This window comes from Bacteroides acidifaciens, from assembly GCF_903181435.1.
In the GTDB taxonomy this organism is placed as follows: domain Bacteria; phylum Bacteroidota; class Bacteroidia; order Bacteroidales; family Bacteroidaceae; genus Bacteroides.
This window is the reverse complement of the sequence record NZ_CAEUHO010000001.1, coordinates 1,075,097-1,091,078: the sequence shown is the minus strand read 5'-3', so window position 1 is coordinate 1,091,078 and position 15,982 is coordinate 1,075,097. Positions and strand designations below refer to the sequence as shown.

At 41.8% G+C, this 15,982-nt stretch carries 13 protein-coding genes; 4 read left to right on the top strand and 9 right to left on the bottom strand.

Annotation, left to right across the window (positions count from 1 at the left end; genetic code table 11):
- Nucleotides 1-536 precede the first annotated feature (536 nt).
- The 3 genes from CLIN57ABFB40_RS04405 (at nt 537) to CLIN57ABFB40_RS04395 (ending at nt 2,660) form a co-directional block, all read left to right on the top strand.
- Nucleotides 537-737, top strand: coding sequence for a hypothetical protein (locus tag CLIN57ABFB40_RS04405; RefSeq protein ID WP_175629048.1), 201 nt, complete (start codon nt 537-539; stop codon nt 735-737).
- A 478-nt stretch (nt 738-1,215) separates the two neighbouring features.
- Complete coding sequence (locus tag CLIN57ABFB40_RS04400) at nt 1,216-1,869, top strand: DUF4840 domain-containing protein (RefSeq protein WP_175629047.1); 654 nt, start codon at nt 1,216-1,218, stop codon at nt 1,867-1,869.
- Nucleotides 1,870-1,967: 98 nt separating this feature from the next.
- Nucleotides 1,968-2,660: a DNA alkylation repair protein gene (locus CLIN57ABFB40_RS04395; protein WP_175629046.1), complete on the top strand. Its 693-nt coding sequence runs from the start codon at nt 1,968-1,970 to the stop codon at nt 2,658-2,660.
- A gap of 89 nt (nt 2,661-2,749) precedes the next feature.
- Here the strand turns inward: CLIN57ABFB40_RS04395 and CLIN57ABFB40_RS04390 are convergent, their stop codons facing one another.
- From CLIN57ABFB40_RS04390 to potA, 4 genes are all read right to left on the bottom strand, one after another.
- Nucleotides 2,750-4,081, bottom strand: coding sequence for an ABC transporter substrate-binding protein (locus CLIN57ABFB40_RS04390; RefSeq protein WP_175629045.1), 1,332 nt, complete (start codon nt 4,079-4,081; stop codon nt 2,750-2,752).
- Between the two features lie 89 nt (nt 4,082-4,170).
- On the bottom strand, nt 4,171-4,962 hold the full coding sequence (locus CLIN57ABFB40_RS04385; protein ID WP_175629044.1) for an ABC transporter permease: 792 nt from the start codon (nt 4,960-4,962) through the stop codon (nt 4,171-4,173).
- Nucleotides 4,956-5,756: an ABC transporter permease gene (locus CLIN57ABFB40_RS04380; protein ID WP_175629043.1), complete on the bottom strand. Its 801-nt coding sequence runs from the start codon at nt 5,754-5,756 to the stop codon at nt 4,956-4,958. Before CLIN57ABFB40_RS04380 ends, CLIN57ABFB40_RS04385 begins: the two co-directional genes overlap by 7 nt.
- An 11-nt stretch (nt 5,757-5,767) precedes the next feature.
- Nucleotides 5,768-7,159: a polyamine ABC transporter ATP-binding protein gene (gene potA, locus CLIN57ABFB40_RS04375; RefSeq protein ID WP_175629042.1), complete on the bottom strand. Its 1,392-nt coding sequence runs from the start codon at nt 7,157-7,159 to the stop codon at nt 5,768-5,770.
- A 138-nt stretch (nt 7,160-7,297) separates the two neighbouring features.
- Here potA and CLIN57ABFB40_RS04370 point away from each other — a divergent pair, with 138 nt between their 5' ends.
- Nucleotides 7,298-8,398 carry a TlpA disulfide reductase family protein gene (locus CLIN57ABFB40_RS04370; protein WP_175629041.1) on the top strand — a complete coding sequence of 367 codons (1,101 nt, stop codon included), beginning with the start codon at nt 7,298-7,300 and terminating at the stop codon, nt 8,396-8,398.
- Nucleotides 8,399-8,531: 133 nt separating this feature from the next.
- Here the strand turns inward: CLIN57ABFB40_RS04370 and CLIN57ABFB40_RS04365 are convergent, their stop codons facing one another.
- The 5 genes from CLIN57ABFB40_RS04365 to CLIN57ABFB40_RS04345 all read right to left on the bottom strand — a co-directional run bounded on the left by CLIN57ABFB40_RS04365 (nt 8,532) and on the right by CLIN57ABFB40_RS04345 (nt 15,908).
- The gene (locus CLIN57ABFB40_RS04365) at nt 8,532-11,096 is read right to left on the bottom strand and encodes a glycosyltransferase family 1 protein (protein WP_175629040.1); all 2,565 of its coding nucleotides are present in this window, start codon (nt 11,094-11,096) and stop codon (nt 8,532-8,534) included.
- Nucleotides 11,097-11,132: 36 nt separating this feature from the next.
- A complete protein-coding gene (locus CLIN57ABFB40_RS04360; RefSeq protein WP_175629039.1) occupies nt 11,133-12,794 on the bottom strand; it encodes a glycogen/starch synthase in 1,662 nt (553 codons plus the stop codon).
- Nucleotides 12,795-13,028: 234 nt separating this feature from the next.
- Nucleotides 13,029-13,448, bottom strand: coding sequence for an ATPase (locus tag CLIN57ABFB40_RS04355; RefSeq protein WP_024986612.1), 420 nt, complete (start codon nt 13,446-13,448; stop codon nt 13,029-13,031).
- Between the two features lie 31 nt (nt 13,449-13,479).
- Nucleotides 13,480-15,306, bottom strand: coding sequence for a V-type ATP synthase subunit I (locus CLIN57ABFB40_RS04350; RefSeq protein ID WP_175629038.1), 1,827 nt, complete (start codon nt 15,304-15,306; stop codon nt 13,480-13,482).
- On the bottom strand, nt 15,303-15,908 hold the full coding sequence (locus CLIN57ABFB40_RS04345) for a V-type ATP synthase subunit D (RefSeq protein ID WP_004297640.1): 606 nt from the start codon (nt 15,906-15,908) through the stop codon (nt 15,303-15,305). The genes CLIN57ABFB40_RS04350 and CLIN57ABFB40_RS04345 overlap by 4 nt, the downstream gene beginning before the upstream one ends.
- Nucleotides 15,909-15,982 lie beyond the last annotated feature (74 nt).

Genomic DNA, 15,982 nt, shown 5'->3' with positions numbered 1-15,982 from the left:
ACTAAATGCGGTCCGGAAGATACGAGAGGGATTGAGAATCCCACTATCAGATTGTGCCGATATCTACGCTTATGCCTGCGAGAATACTGTTATGACGTATTTTCCAATCAGTTCCATAATTTCTATATTGATTTCGGATATGATTTTTATATGCACATTCGCACAACCTTACCAAAAAATCAAGTTGAAGAAGTCGTTTTGAATAATCATTTATATATAAGACCATGAAACTGACCGATAAACGATTTTGGAGTGGAGAGAAAACGGGTTACTATTCGTCTTTCAAGTACGCACTATCTGACTGCATGCTGTTCTCTATCCCATGGACTTTGACCATCTGCCTAATACTATGCTCAATCTACCTGTTAATTTGTTCGCATAACGAGGAAAGTATCTCTTGGCACACAATTTCTGTTGGTTTAATCTTTTTTTTCATAGTATTCATTATTTCAAGCGGAATCTTCCTATATGAGAATTGGATTAAGCAATATCTCATTATAGGCAAGACAAAGAAGCTGTTGCCAGAAGGATGCGCTATGAAGGACATCAACTTTGATAGTGTAAGAAAGGAGTATAAGATAATGTTGGAATATAAGGGTAAGATGTTCCGAGTATCAATCGAATATCCATCCTTTTATCTAAGTGAAAAAGGAGTACGCACACTTGGTTCATTGAATATTAGTTCACGCAAGGATTTTGAGAGGAACAAGTTGCTTATCATGAACTATATGTCTTAAAAATATTAACCCAGTTGGTATTTATCGACTTATGCCACCTCGCCCTCTCTCAATTTTCCAATCATACCGACCTTCCGCGACATCGCCAACCTCTTTGAGTGTGTGGCGATGTTTTAATGTGCCATAACACTGTCACGCTCTAATTCGACCGTCCGCTTCGCCTCGGTCAGTGCCTTTGTCCGCACAGCACCGTTCATCAGTCGGTAGAGGCATGAAGAAATTTGTTGCACGCTTTTGAAAGCTATAAATACAAAGAGTATTTTGGAATAACGCCAAGTGAGTCTACCATGAAAAAAACAATAAAACAAATACGAAGCTATATATCCGAAGATCCCACCGACAGGGATCTTCACTATAACACTTGCATAAAGAAGCCTTTCTTTTTTTACTTCTTCATGCAGTATTGTATTAATCGTAGCATTTATACTATGTACGTACACCTTAATTTTGAAATTAATAATCTAATTATTTAAACAGTATGAAAACTTTAACTAAAATGAAAAAAGTTTGTTGTTTTAATCGCTTTGTCTTATTGGCAATGACACTGAGCATGGTCACTTCTTTTACTGCATGTAGCAGTGACGACGATTCGGACATTCCTGTATATTCCCTTAAAGATGTTGATGGCAATTATTCCGGCACAATGCTGACGGAATCCACCCCCGTCAGTCCCCAAGCAAATGCAGAAGAGGGAGAAGAACCGGCAGGAGCCGAAGTTACTGCCGAAGTAAAAGACAATCAGATTATGATTAAGAAACTTCCGGTTGACGACCTGATTAAAAGCATCGTCGGTGAAGAAAATGCAGGAGCTATCATCGAAAATTTGGGCGATATTAACTACAACATTCCTTATACACCGACCTTTGATGAAAGTAAATCTAACATCTTACTTCAACTAAAACCTGAACCACTGGAAATTAAATACACCGAACCGATTCAAGTACAAGAAGAAGGACAAGAACCGGCTGAAAATCTTATAATAGTAACTATTGAAGCTAAAAAGAATGGCGTTTATGCTTATGACGGCAAAAAACTGGCATTCGTTATCAAAGCAACTGGAGTAAAAGTCGGAGATGTAAATTTCCCCAATTTCCCCGTTACGACATTCACTTTCAGCATGGTCAAGAAGTAACATACAAACCTTTCGCTGGAAAAAAAAGAAAATGGAGCATGCCTGCGCGCAAGACATGCTCTTTTTTTATACCTTTGTGAAGAAACCAACTATACAAAATGACTACAACAGAAAACATTCGAAAAGAATTGCAGGATTTGGTAGATTCCAAGTATCAGGAATTTCATTCTGCCCTAGTTCCCGGAATCGGGAATATTCTTGGTGTACGTATTCCGCAACTACGGATATTGGCTAAAGAAATCGCAAAGAGAGATAACTGGCGTATGTTTGTGGAAGCAACCGATACTAAGTTTTATGAAGAAACAATGCTTCAGGGAATGGTTATCGGATTAGCTAAAATGGAACTGGATGAACAAATGAAACACATAAGCATGTTCGTTCCACGTATCGACAACTGGGCTGTATGTGATATCTTTTGCGGCGAACTGAAGACTGCCGTGAAGAAAGGAAAAGCAACTGTATGGCAGTTTATCCAGCCTTACCTCATATCTCCCAAAGAGTTCGAAATCCGCTTCGGGATTGTGATGCTTTTCCATTATGTAGACGAAGAACATATCGACGCATTGCTGGCATATGCAGACACTTTCAACCACGATGCTTATTATACACGTATGGCTATGGCTTGGATGATGTCCATCTGTTTCATCAAATTCCCCGAAAAGACAATGGAGTACCTTAAACAGAGCAAGCTGGATAACTGGACTTATAATAAGTCATTGCAGAAAACTATCGAATCTCTCCGAATAGACAAGGAAACTAAAGATATACTTCGTGGTATGAAACGGAGGTAATGACACCATAAAAAATAAAGCTCGGTAACTGTTCTTACCGGGCTTTATTTTTTATGATGTATCAAATGATTTATGATATAGCACATGAATTAATTCCTCTTTACCTTTTTTCTTCTGCTTCTGCGCCTTTGTTGTTTCCGGCGGCTGTAACGTTGGCATCTTTTATATATCATCCAGCCGCTCATCAAAGCAACAACGACAAAGATAAGAATAGTGATACCCACTCCTAAATTATCCCCCTTAATACGCGACCAGATATCAAGAACTTCTTTTGTCTTATCACCGAAGTCACGAATCATAGCGCATCGTTCCACTACTTTGCGGTCGGGATATTGTATCTTGTCAATCTGTATGCTATCGGCGTCCGGACCGAAGAAATAACTAAGATCGGAAAAATAGGTAAGTGTCGTATCTATCTTCTCTTCCAGAATCTCCGGAGTAGCAATCGAACTTACATATCCGCAGAAATCCATATTTCTCAGAGCAATATCCGGACGACACATGAAGTTGATAAAATAGCTGGCTGCTTCCGGATTCCTTGCATATTTCGGAATCACCCAACCGTCATACCATATATTACTTCCTTCCTTCGGAACTTCGTAATCCAAGTCCACACCTACCGCATCGGCTTCTTCAATCGCCCATATCGCGTCACCGCTCCAGGTCATATTCAACCAAGCCTTGTTCTTCGTCATCATCTCCTTGCCGAAATCGGCTTCCCAGCCTGCTATATTCGGTTTCAGGGCTTTCAGATATTTTTCCGCAAGCTCCATAGCCTGTGGAGAATAGTCGTTCATTAGTTCTTCCACTGTCACACTCCCCGCTTCCAATTCCTTGGCGTGCGCATAAATGATAGCCGTACCGTAAGCGTCGCGGTAACTATCTTTCATAAGGATTTTGCCGGCATACTTCTTATTCCAAAGACAATCCCAGGATGCAGCGACCAAATCAGGAACATAAGCCCGGTTATAAAGAAGTCCCGCAGTTCCCCACATATAGCATACCGCATAACGGCTGGCTTCTTCACCCGGCTGACTCAATTTATTAATCTGCTCCCGTATGAACGGAGCCACATTGTTCATATAGTTGGGAGAATGGGCAAAGTTCGTATCAATAGGCAGAAGCAGATGCTTCTTCAACATACGCTCAATAATGTATTCCGAAGGGCAGACCACGTCGAAATCCTCATGTCCCTTCTCTATCTTGGTCAACATTATTTCATTAATGTCGAATGTCTGATAAACGATGCGGATATTTTCGCCTGTCTGTTCTTTATAATATGCTTGAAAATCCTCGAGCACACTATCCCCGATATAATCCGCCCAGTTATAGATTTTGAGAACCCGTTCGCGAGGCTCGCCGGAATTATAACATCCCATCAAACTCAGCAACAACAGGATAGCAGGAATTATTCTTTTCATAATTAACAATTTTACAATGTGCAAATATGCCAATACTGAAAACGTGCCGCCATGCAATCAGCATATCAGCGCATTGGCATATTGAATAATTATTTCTTCTTCGCTTTCCCTGCCCGGTAATTGATTACAATAAGCAACGCCAGCACCACAACAAAAATAATGGCGGAAAGCGGACGAAGCTCTGGTGTCAAACCACCTTTGCGGGCATCGGCATAAATATAAGTGGAAAGTGTCTCCAAACCCTGATTGCCGATAGTAAATACTGTTACGGCAAAATCATCAATAGATAATGTCAATGCAAGCATAAAACCACTAATCATTCCCGGGCGAATCTCCGGCACAATGACTTTCCACAAGGCTTGCATGGGAGTCGCTCCCAAGTCAAGAGCGGCCTCATAAATATTCGGGTTCATCTGCTTCAAACGAGGCAAAACACTCAAAACAACGTATGGCGTACAAAAAGTAATATGAGCAAGCACTACGGTTGTGTATCCTTGTGTGATTCCTAAAGAAACAAACAAAAGGAAAAGAGAAATACCCGTGATGATATCTCCGTTCAGAATAGGAATGCTATTCACAAAACCAATCGCTTTACGCGAACGGGATTTCAGATTAAAGATGCCGATAGCAGCTACGCTACCCAATAAGGTAGATACCGTTGCAGCCAGCAGGGCAATAGTAATCGTGTTAATCAATGCATTCATCAAAGAATGATGCGCGCCCGTAGTGAAAAGCGAAGTATAAAGTTTTGTGGAGAAACCAGTCCAGTTGCCCAACACTTTCGCTTCCGTAAAAGAATAGATAACGATAATCACAATAGGAGAATAAAGCAACAACAGCAATATCCATAAGTAAGCCTGAGCGAATATTTTCTTTACCATAGCCCCCCTCCTTCGTTTGAATTGTCTTTATCGTCCATGCTAAACAAGGAAGTAGCAGCAATCAGCAGCAACATAATAAGCGAAAGTGCCGCTCCATAATTCCACATGCTGTTATTGATATTTTCCTGAATCGTCGTACCAAAGAGTTTGATATTATTCATCGTCAGCAACTCGGCAATGGCAAATGTTGATATAGTCGGCATGAACACCATCATAATCCCACTCATTACTCCCGGCATGGAAAGCGGAAGGACTGCTTTCAAAAAGACTTGTAGCGGATTGGCTCCCAAATCTTGTGCAGCTTCAATATAACTATGATCCATTTTCTGCAACGTGTTGTAAATAGGATAAATCATAAAGGGGATAAAGTTGTATACCATACCGAATATCAATGCTCCCTCGCCCAACGGTACACCAAAAAAGTCGAACAAGGCAACCGTAGCCAGAGTACGCACCAGGATATTCACCCACATCGGCAGAATAAACAGGACAACCATTGTTTTAGAACGGTTCAGCTTACTGTTGCTCAATATCCAAGCAGCCGGATAACCCAGCAAAAGACAAACAAGGGTGGTGATAATAGCAATACCTATCGAATAGACAAAGATATTGATTGCTTCGGGATGTTCGAAGAACTTCTGAAAATTGGCGAGTGTCAAATGACCGTTATCGTCGGTAAACGCATACACGACAATCAAGAACAACGGTATGACCACAAAGATCGCCGAAAAAATAATGTAAGGGAGAGTCCAACTCTTACGTGACGACAAAAAGACTAAAAACCTCTTATTCACTTCCTTTCCTGTTAATCGGTTATTTTAATTACACGAATGGCATCCGGGGGGATGGTAATACCTACGCGGTCGCCGTCGTCCCATACGTCGTTCGTATCTACAAACACATTCTCGTCCCAGTCGGAGAACACCGTCAGATGGTAATGGTCACCCTTGTAAAGGATAAACTTCACCTCTCCCGTCAGTGTTCCGTCTTCCTCATTATCCTGAAGAATCACCTTGTCGAAATCCACTTCCACTTTGACATTCATATCAGGCTCCATACCTTCTACCGGAGCACACTCAAAGCTGCAACCGAGGAATTCCACATGAGTGGCATCCAGCAACTTTCCTTCAAAAGTATTGCAGATACGCTCTTTCTTCATAATATGAATATCGAAAGGCTTCACTAGCAAACCGACTTCCGCCCCTACCTCAAAATGATGGTAATCCTGCACAAGGAATTCATAACCACCGCAAAGCACGGTCATTTCATAATGCACGCCTTTGAATATGGAAGTCTGCACCACTCCTGTCAACTGTGCCATATCCGAAACCGGGAAAATATACAAGTCTTCCGGACGAATCACCACATCTACCGGAACATTCTCACCGAATCCTTCGTCCACACATTCGAACTCCGTACCGCAGAAACGTACCAATTTGTCATGAATCATCGTACCATTCAAGATGTTACTTTCTCCGATAAAGTCCGCAACAAAAGAATTGATAGGTTCATTATATATATCAATCGGCGTACCGATCTGCTGAATCTTCCCTTCACTCATTACGACAATCGTGTCGCTCAATGTAAGCGCCTCTTCCTGGTCGTGAGTGACGTAGACAAATGTGATTCCTAGAGATTTATGCATTTCCTTGAGTTCCATCTGCATATCCTTGCGCATTTTCAGGTCGAGCGCAGCCAGCGGTTCATCGAGCAGCAACACTTCCGGTTCGTTGACAATGGCACGGGCGATGGCTACGCGCTGTTGCTGGCCACCGGAGAGAGAATCGACATCACGATATTCATAATCCGTCATGCCCACCATTTTCAGAGCAGCTTTCACTTTCTTCCCAATGGTCTGCTTCGGTGTCTTTTTCAGTTTCAGACCGAAAGCGATATTGTCGTAAACATTCAAATGCGGAAACAGAGCATATTTCTGGAATACCGTATTTACCGGACGCTTGTGGGGTGGAGTTTGTGTGATTTCCTTCCCCGAAATTCTGATTTCACCTTCCGAAGCCGTCTGAAAACCGGCAATGAGACGCAACAACGTGGTTTTCCCGCAACCGGAAGGTCCGAGTATCGTGACAAACTCGCCCTTTTTCACGTTCAGAGTCACATCATCCAATGCTGTTTTCTCGCCGAAATACTTCGAGACATGGCTCACCTCAATGATGGATTTATCTTCTTGCATATTCATTCTAAAGTTTGGGCTGCAAAGGTACACATTTCTGCGGTTTTCACCTACGTGTTAATCTAATATAACAGTGTTTTTCGATGCCCGAGAGAAAAATAATCTATCTTTGCATAAATATTTATTCACTAATCTTACAAAAGCATGAAAAAATTAACTTATTTAGTTATCGCAACTGCTGCTTTGGGTATGGTAGCTTGTACCGGCAACAAAGCCGGCTACGTTGTTACAGGTACAGTAGAGGGCGCAGTCGATGGTGACACCGTTTATCTTCAGGAAGCTACAGGTCGAAATCTGACTAAACTCGATACAGCTGTCATCTCTAAAGGAACTTTTACCTTTAAAGGTACACAAGATTCTGTTGTCAACCGCTATGTCACTTGTGAAGTTAACGGAACACTGTTGACGGTTGATTTCTTCCTCGAAAACGGAAAAATCAATGTTACTTTAGGCAAAGATGATGATTCTGTTACTGGTACTGCCAACAACGACGCTTACCAGGAACTCAGAGCTAAAATCAATGACATCAGCAAGAAAATGAATGCTATCTACGAATCAATGGGGGACTCCACATTGAGCGATGAACAGAAAGAAGCCAAACAAAAAGAAGGAGCCGACTTACAGGAACAGTACGAAAACGCAATCAAGGAAGCTGTACAGAAAAACATCACCAACCCTGTTGGCGTATTCTTGTTCAAACAGACTTTCTACAATAACTCTACTGCCGAAAACGAAGCATTACTGCAACAGGTTCCGGCTAACTTGCAAAACGATGAAGCTATCGTAAGAATCAAGGAACTGACCGAAACACAGAAAAAGACTGCCGTAGGTACCAAGTTCATTGACTTCGAAATGGAAACCCCGGACGGGAAAACTGTGAAACTGTCTGATTATGTAGGTAAAGGCAAAGTGGTATTGGTTGACTTCTGGGCAAGCTGGTGCGGTCCTTGCCGTCGCGAAATGCCTAACCTGGTAGAAGCTTACGCCAAATACAAAGGCAAAAACTTCGAAATCGTAGGTGTATCCCTCGATCAGGATGGTGCTGCCTGGAAAGAATCTATCAAGAAAATGAACATGACCTGGCCGCAAATGTCCGACCTGAAATTCTGGCAAAGCAAAGGTGCACAACTTTACGCTATAAACAGTATTCCTCACACAGTATTGATCGACGGTGACGGTACGATTATTGCCCGCGGTCTGCACGGAGAAGAACTTCAAGCTAAAATAGCAGAAGTTGTAAAATAAAAGAAAGACCGCTTCGTCCTAAAAGCAGTCTCTTGATTATAAAGATCAGCCCCTGTAATCTTAAAGAATACAGGGGCTGAATTTTATATATGAAAGTAGCAGAGAGATTTACTCTCCCCTACTTTATTCTCAATCAGACAAACCAACGTACGTAGCAGAAGTCCTGACGGTGTGGAAGATCCGAGTTCTTCGGGAACATACGGTAAGACACCTTGAAGCTACCTGCATTTGATAAGCTATGTTTAACCTGGAATGTGTACAAATTACCTTCCTTCTTGATTACGCTGAACGGTTCTACTGAGTAAACATGCTGCTTACCGTCAGCAGTTGTATAAGTCGTTACCAGTTCGAGTCCTATTGCATCATTCAAGCCTTTCTCATCAATTACGTAAGTAATAGTATATTCTTTTCCGCTTTCGATATCGCCTTTTGCCAGTTCTTCTACCTTATCGCAAGATACGATTTCGATAGAATCCCATTTAGCAACCACTTCTTCTTTCCAAGCTGCGATTTCTTTTGCTTTCGCATTGTCATCAGCAGCCAAAACAGCGAAACGTTTAGCTTGCTTGCAATAGAATTTATTAAAGTAATCATCCAACTGACGTTTCATTGTATAATGAGGAGCAATCTGTGCGATAGAATTCTTAACGACCTTGATCCAGCCTTCAGAATATCCTTTCTTGTTGCGTGCATAATACAACGGCATAATTTCAGTTTCAAGAATGCTGTAAATAGTAGCAGCATCCAATTGATCCTGATGTTCCTGATTCTGGTAAGTACGTTTTTCAGTCAACGCCCAACCTGCACCTTCACGGTAACCTTCCAGCCACCATCCGTCCAACACAGAGAAGTTGACAACACCGTTCATCAATGCTTTTTCACCTGACGTACCGGATGCTTCCAACGGACGAGTCGGAGTATTCAACCAAATATCAACACCGGAAACCAAACGACGAGCCAACTGCATATCGTAGTTTTCGAGGAAGATAATCTTGCCCAGGAATTCAGGACGGCGAGAAATTTCAATAATACGCTTAATCAAGCCCTGTCCTGCTCCATCGTGCGGGTGAGCCTTACCTGTAAACAGGAACTGTACCGGATAGTCAGGATTGTTCACAATCTTAGAAAGACGTTCCAAGTCAGTAAACAGCAAGTGTGCACGTTTGTAAGTAGCGAAACGACGACCGAAACCAATCAACAATGCATTCGGATTGATCTTATCCATCAGTGAAACGATACGTGAAGGATCTCCCTGGTTCTTCAACCAAGTATCGCGGAATGACTTGCGGATATAGTCAACCAACTTATTCTTCATCGTCATACGAGTCTTCCAAATTTCTTCATCGGGCACATTGTAAATAGCTTCCCAAATCTTAGGGTTAGACTGATCGAACCAGAAGTTTTCGTTGAAATATTTAAAGTACAGTTCTTTCCACTCCGTTGCGCTCCAAGTCGGGAAGTGAACACCGTTCGTCACATATCCTACGTGACTTTCTTCGGGGAAATAACCTTTCCAGATAGAAGAGAACATTTCTTGAGAAACTTTTCCGTGCAGCCAGCTTACACCGTTCACTTCCTGAGAAGTGTTGCAAGCAAAGACAGACATACAGAAACGTTCGCCCTTATCACCCGGATTGTTACGTCCGAGATCCATCAAGTCGTCCCAAGTGATACCCATTCTTGCAGGATAGCCACTCATATATTTACCGAACAAGCCTTCGTCAAAATAGTCGTGTCCTGCCGGAACCGGTGTATGAACCGTATAAAGAGAAGAAGCACGAACCAGCTCGATAGCCTGATCGTATGTCAATCCGGTAGCTACGTAGTCACAGATACGCTGAACATTAATCAATGCAGCATGTCCTTCATTACAGTGATAAATATCTTTCTTGATCCCCAATGCCTTCAATGTCAGGATACCACCGATACCTAACAGAATTTCCTGTTTCAGACGGTTTTCCCAGTCACCGCCATAAAGCTGGTGAGTGATAGGACGGTCGAACTCGCTGTTCATTTCGTTATCTGTATCCAACAGATACAAAGAGACACGTCCTACATTAACACGCCATACATTAGCATGAACATAATAATCCAGATAAGGAACATCTACCACCAACGGCTTTCCGTCTGCATCTATTACACGGTCGATAGGAAGCTGGCCGAAGTTCTGCGCTTCGTAGTTAGCTATCTGCTGTCCGTCCATGGACAATGTTTGAGTAAAATAACCGTAACGATACAAGAAACCTACCGCACACAAATCAACATTGCTGTCAGAAGCCTCTTTCAGATAGTCACCAGCCAATACACCCAGACCACCGGAATATATTTTCAGGACGCTGCTCAAGCCATATTCCATACTGAAATAAGCTACAGATGGGCGTTGCTCATCCGGCTTCACATCCATGTAATCCTTGAATTTCGTATAAACTTCATCCATTCTTTTCAGAATCACTTTGTCTTTTGCCAGTGCTTCCAGCTTTTCATAGCTCATACGTTCCAACAACAGTACTGGATTCTGTCCACATTCTTTCCAAAGTTCCGGATCTAGATCTCTAAACAGTTCAGTCGCTTCAAAATTCCATGCCCACCAAATGTTGCGTGCGATTTCAGACAACTTCTCCAACTCTTCCGGTATACGTGATTTCACAGTAACCTCTTTCCAGTTGGGAGTATTCACATTACTAACTTTGATTTTCATAATGTTTTTGTTTACTTATTGATGAATAATAGTTTCTTAACTCAGTTGACGCTTCATAGCATTGCGCAAGGCAATGTCATAAGCCTCATAGTAATATTGTATGAAGTGTTTCCATAAAGCCTGTTCCGCTACTTCAGCAGCACGCTTGCGGATTTCCTTCACTTCTTTTTCCGTCTTATCGGCAAACAATGTAATCGTATCCTTGATACCATCCGCCACTTCCGAATAATTATAGTCCGAACGATGCAGCACTTCTACTCCATCATTAATGCCATGCTGGTTTTTCAAGCTATTTACCCAAAGCCCGAATCCTGCCAGGTCAGTAGTGATTGTCGGCACATGGAATGCTACGCTTTCCAACGGGGTATACCCCCAAGGTTCGTAATAGGAAGCATAAACACTCAAATCCTGTCCCAGCAATATATCATAATACTCCTTGTTCATAATACCGTCACGACCGTCCAAATAGCAAGGAACGAAAATAACCTTTACCTTATCTTCCGGTCTGTTGCCCATTCCTAAATATTTCAGCATATCCAATACCTGGTCGTGAGTCATATTATGCAGCCAATGGGTAATGAACGGTACTTCAAGTGGAGTATCGAACTTTTTCTTGCTCTTCAAGCGTTCCTGCAAATCCTCACGGGGATCGCCCACCCAACCGGGAACATTGATAAACGCCAACACATTCTTATGCAAATTCTTGTCTCTGTTCAAGCGGTTTAATGATTCCAAAAACACGTCGATTCCTTTGTTCTTGAACTCATATCTTCCACTCGTTCCGACAATTAACGTATCGTCATCCAGATTTGTTCCCAATAATTTATTTGCCACATTCAACATCAAAGTACGCGCACGTTTACGCTTTCCGGTGAATGTGCTCCCTTTCGGCACAAAATCATCCTCAAACCCGTTCATAAGGACTACATCCGCTGGTTTGTTCAGCAACTCCTTACATTCGTTGTTGGTGATTTCGCTAACTGTAGTAAAGCAGTCTACATAATGCGCGGTTTGTTTTTCAATCGAATGTTTCGATTCCATATTCAGTTCCTGAGCCATCTGGTCGCCATTGTAGGCAAAGAGATAGTCATACAGCGGCTTGTGATTACCTGCGATAGAACGACCGATAGAAGTAGCATGGGTCGTAAAGATAGTAGCCACTTCGGGCACAACTTCCTGTACATAAAGTGCTCCCATTCCCGTCATCCACTCGTGAGCCTGATATACTACCTTGTCCGTTTCTGTCAAGTTGTAATGATAGAAACTCTCCACTACCCTGCCCGCAGCATACGAAAACATAGACGCTTCGTCGTAATCACCGTAAGCGTGCAACGAATCTACTTGATAACGATTCCACATTTCTGTGTATATATCGTTTTTTTTCTCAAAAAAAGGTTGGAAATCGACCAGAATGACTATGGGTTCACCGGGGATATTCCATCGACCGATACGAACAGAAAGTTCGTCTTTCTCAAGCGCGTGCTTTTTCCAAGCGGCACACAGATTATCCGACTCGATGAATAGGGGATTTTCTTTTCCTTGCCACACATCAGGACCTATGAAAAAAATTCTATCACGAAACTTTTCCTGCAATGTATTTGCCCGTGTCGACAAGACGGTATATATCCCTCCTACTTTATTACATACTTCCCAGCTGGACTCGAAGATATAATCGGGGGTTAATAAATCTTTTACCATATAATATATTAAAACTCTTTTTAGTATGCGAGTGCAAAAGTACACATTATTCTTTGAAAAATAATACTTTATACAAAAAATATGAGTTAAGAAGAGGAAAGAAACGTTGTCCTACAATGAAAAAAGAATATCCCCTTGTACATGCAAAGCTGCATGAACAAGGGGACTTACCGCTTTTTAGGAAATAAATCCTAAAAAAATGATTTACGTAGAAAAACTACATAAATTTGAATATTATACCATCAACGCTGCTACCAATGCCAAAATAGCATAAAACTCAGGAAGAGCCGCATAAATCATTGTATTGGTTTGTACATCATGGCCTTGAGAAATTCCAAGAATACCATTTGCACATACTTGGCCTTGACGAATGGCAGAGAACAGACAAACAAGTCCTACACCTAAACCGATACCCAACATCAAAGGACCTTCCGTTGCAAAATCTCTACCCATTGACATCAGAAAAGCAACAAATCCATAAAGACCTTGAGTAGCCGGAAGTGCAGACAAAATCATATAGCCTGCAGATTTTGAAGGGTCTTTCTTCAAAGCGCCTTCTGCCGCATTTCCTGCAATCGTTGTACCAAAACAACTACCAATTCCCGCAAGGGCCAACATCAAGCCCAATCCTAAATAACCTAAAACTTCATTCATAACTTTATTATTTTATTTATTTTTTAATTAATTATTTTTTTACTGTAGCAAATGGTTTATAGGCTTCACCCTTACCATTATAACCTGAATTCTTAAAATATTCGACAAACGTAAGACGAAGCGGATGCACAAAGGCACTCAAACAAGACATGGCAATATTCAGTGTATGCCCGAATATTAATATCACACCGCACAAAATCCAGCCTAATACCGGACCCGCAGCGTCATTCACCATAAATGCCAATTGATTAAATACTCCACCAAGCATAGCGCCTGCCAGTCCTAAAGCATACAGACGAATGTAAGAAAGCACATCACCCATCAGTCCGGTGGCCATATTGTAAGTATCCCATACACCGGCACCGATATTAACGAATATATTGCGATGAATGTTATTCAACAGATAAATACCAATAGCCGAAATTCCACCTATCACAATAAATGCCCATGTTGATACGTCTTCTGAAATGACCTTGAAAAAGGACAAGCCTCCCGTAGCAATAAAACCTACCACAAGCAACAACCATCCCCATGCGCTCAACGACTCCTTGAAGCCGAATCGTACTGTCTGTCCGATAGCCTTCACCAGCATAGCAATACAAATATGCACCACACCAATAATAAGTGCCAGCAACATTTGTTTGTCATACGTAGTTTCACCAATTTTACCGACAATCATGAATTGCTTCAATTGATCCGGCAACTCTAAGTCAAACAAGTTGACTCCGAAGAATGTACCCAATATGGTTCCGATAACAGACGTGAAAATACCTAACGTTATGACCAAATTCATCATTCCCCGCATCGATTCCGGCATTTTCTTCTTCAAGAAGAGACCTAAAAGTATCAATGCCAGCCCATATCCTGCATCTCCCATACAAAAGGCGAAAAAAAGCGAAAAGAAAGGAGCCACAAGAGGAGTCGGATCAAACTCAGCATAATCAGGCATACCATACATCTTGGTAAGCACCTCATACATACGAGTGAAGGCATTGTTTTTCAATTTGATAGGCGCGTTGTCTTCACGTGTAGCAGGACGTATTTCATAATATACGCTGCTATTATCAAGCAATGTCTGCACTTCGTGCTGATTATCTTCCGGAATCCATCCTTCCAACAACACAACTACGCCTTCGGCCATTTCCCGACTGTTGCGTTTCACTTTCAGCAAATCGATATCGCCCTCAAGTTGAATACTACATTTCTCCAGTGTACGATAATTCTTCTTGCAGAAAGCTTTCAGTGCATCCTTTGCCTGTACAAGCATCTCTTCCGTTTTTGCCTGTTTCTGTCTCAATTCGGACAGACTCAAAGAAGGCAAACGAAGAGACTCTCTTTCCAGTTCCACCGCTTGCGAAGTCACAGTCATAAAAAAGATCACTCCACCTTGTTCATTTATAATGATGGCATTGTGTTCTTTCACCCACACTTCGTCAAACTCTTTCTCCGGACAAGTATAGAAACGTACATACAAACCTGCTTTTTCTAACCGCTGAACGGACTGCCAATCGAAATCTCCCCACATTTCCATCTGTGTTATATCTTTGGAAATGGCAGGTAATTGCTGGTTCAAATCTTGTATTCTTACCTGCAACTCGTCGTATTCCTTCGTCAAAACATCAGCCGACTGTTCCGCATAGATCGTTTCATCCGGTTGTTTATCCGCCCAAGCATACATGTTTTGAAGCATATTCTTGTACAGAACGCGTTTTTGGATAAACTGTTGCAAGTCATCATCCATTTCGCCCAACTGCTTTTCTACAATATGAACAACTCCTAACTCACGGATTTTTTGCAAAAACAGCTCATACTCTTTATGATAAACCAGGAATGTGAGTTTCTTCATTTTTGTAATCATGCCTCTACCTCCTTCCTTTTTTCTTGATGGGATTTCATGATCTTTTGCGAAGATTTCGACAGGTTTTCTTCATCTTCCATAAATCGCTTGATCTTTCGCAATGCATCCTGATAGCCCGGTATCTGCACCTTCTCAAAAAGGTTCACCTTTTGAGTGGTCTTTTTCCTTGCATGTTCTAACAAGTTCAGCTTGGCGAGCATAAATTCACGTTCAATTGCTGTATGAGCCAACTCTTCCAACAGATGGATACCGTCGGCATACCACTTGGGAGCATTAAACATACTGTACGGACGTATCTCGAATTCTACATTCTCGAGCAACGGTACACGCACACCCGCAATCTTTTTCACGCCAAGATGAACATCATTCACCTTTATTAATGAAGCGTCAAACTCATTCCAAAGGGCGAACATGGCTTCGTAGGCTTGAATTTGTTGTTCGAGCCTATCCTCCAGATCGGCAGCTTCCGTTTTACAGCGTTTCACTTCCATGCGGAGGGCACTTTCCTTATTCTTAATGATAGGAAGCGTACGCACTCGCACTTTCAGTTGCTTTTCGAGCTGCTGAAGAGAGGTTTTGTTATATTGAAACTTTATAGCCACGATGTTCTATTTACTATTTAACTATTTACGATTGAAATTACTTTTATGACCATTTACAATTAACAAACTTCAAT

Excerpts from the sequence above, each read along its gene's own strand:
- CLIN57ABFB40_RS04385 (WP_175629044.1), bottom strand. The coding sequence starts at position 4,962 with ATGGTAAAGAAAATATTCGCTCAGGCTTACTTATGGATATTGCTGTTG.
- CLIN57ABFB40_RS04395 (WP_175629046.1), top strand. The coding sequence starts at position 1,968 with ATGACTACAACAGAAAACATTCGAAAAGAATTGCAGGATTTGGTAGAT.
- CLIN57ABFB40_RS04360 (WP_175629039.1), bottom strand. The coding sequence starts at position 12,794 with ATGGTAAAAGATTTATTAACCCCCGATTATATCTTCGAGTCCAGCTGG.
- potA (WP_175629042.1), bottom strand. The coding sequence starts at position 7,159 with ATGAATATGCAAGAAGATAAATCCATCATTGAGGTGAGCCATGTCTCG.
- CLIN57ABFB40_RS04370 (WP_175629041.1), top strand. The coding sequence starts at position 7,298 with ATGAAAAAATTAACTTATTTAGTTATCGCAACTGCTGCTTTGGGTATG.
- CLIN57ABFB40_RS04400 (WP_175629047.1), top strand. The coding sequence starts at position 1,216 with ATGAAAACTTTAACTAAAATGAAAAAAGTTTGTTGTTTTAATCGCTTT.
- CLIN57ABFB40_RS04350 (WP_175629038.1), bottom strand. The coding sequence starts at position 15,306 with ATGATTACAAAAATGAAGAAACTCACATTCCTGGTTTATCATAAAGAG.
- CLIN57ABFB40_RS04390 (WP_175629045.1), bottom strand. The coding sequence starts at position 4,081 with ATGAAAAGAATAATTCCTGCTATCCTGTTGTTGCTGAGTTTGATGGGA.
- CLIN57ABFB40_RS04355 (WP_024986612.1), bottom strand. The coding sequence starts at position 13,448 with ATGAATGAAGTTTTAGGTTATTTAGGATTGGGCTTGATGTTGGCCCTT.
- CLIN57ABFB40_RS04365 (WP_175629040.1), bottom strand. The coding sequence starts at position 11,096 with ATGAAAATCAAAGTTAGTAATGTGAATACTCCCAACTGGAAAGAGGTT.
- CLIN57ABFB40_RS04405 (WP_175629048.1), top strand. The coding sequence starts at position 537 with ATGAAGGACATCAACTTTGATAGTGTAAGAAAGGAGTATAAGATAATG.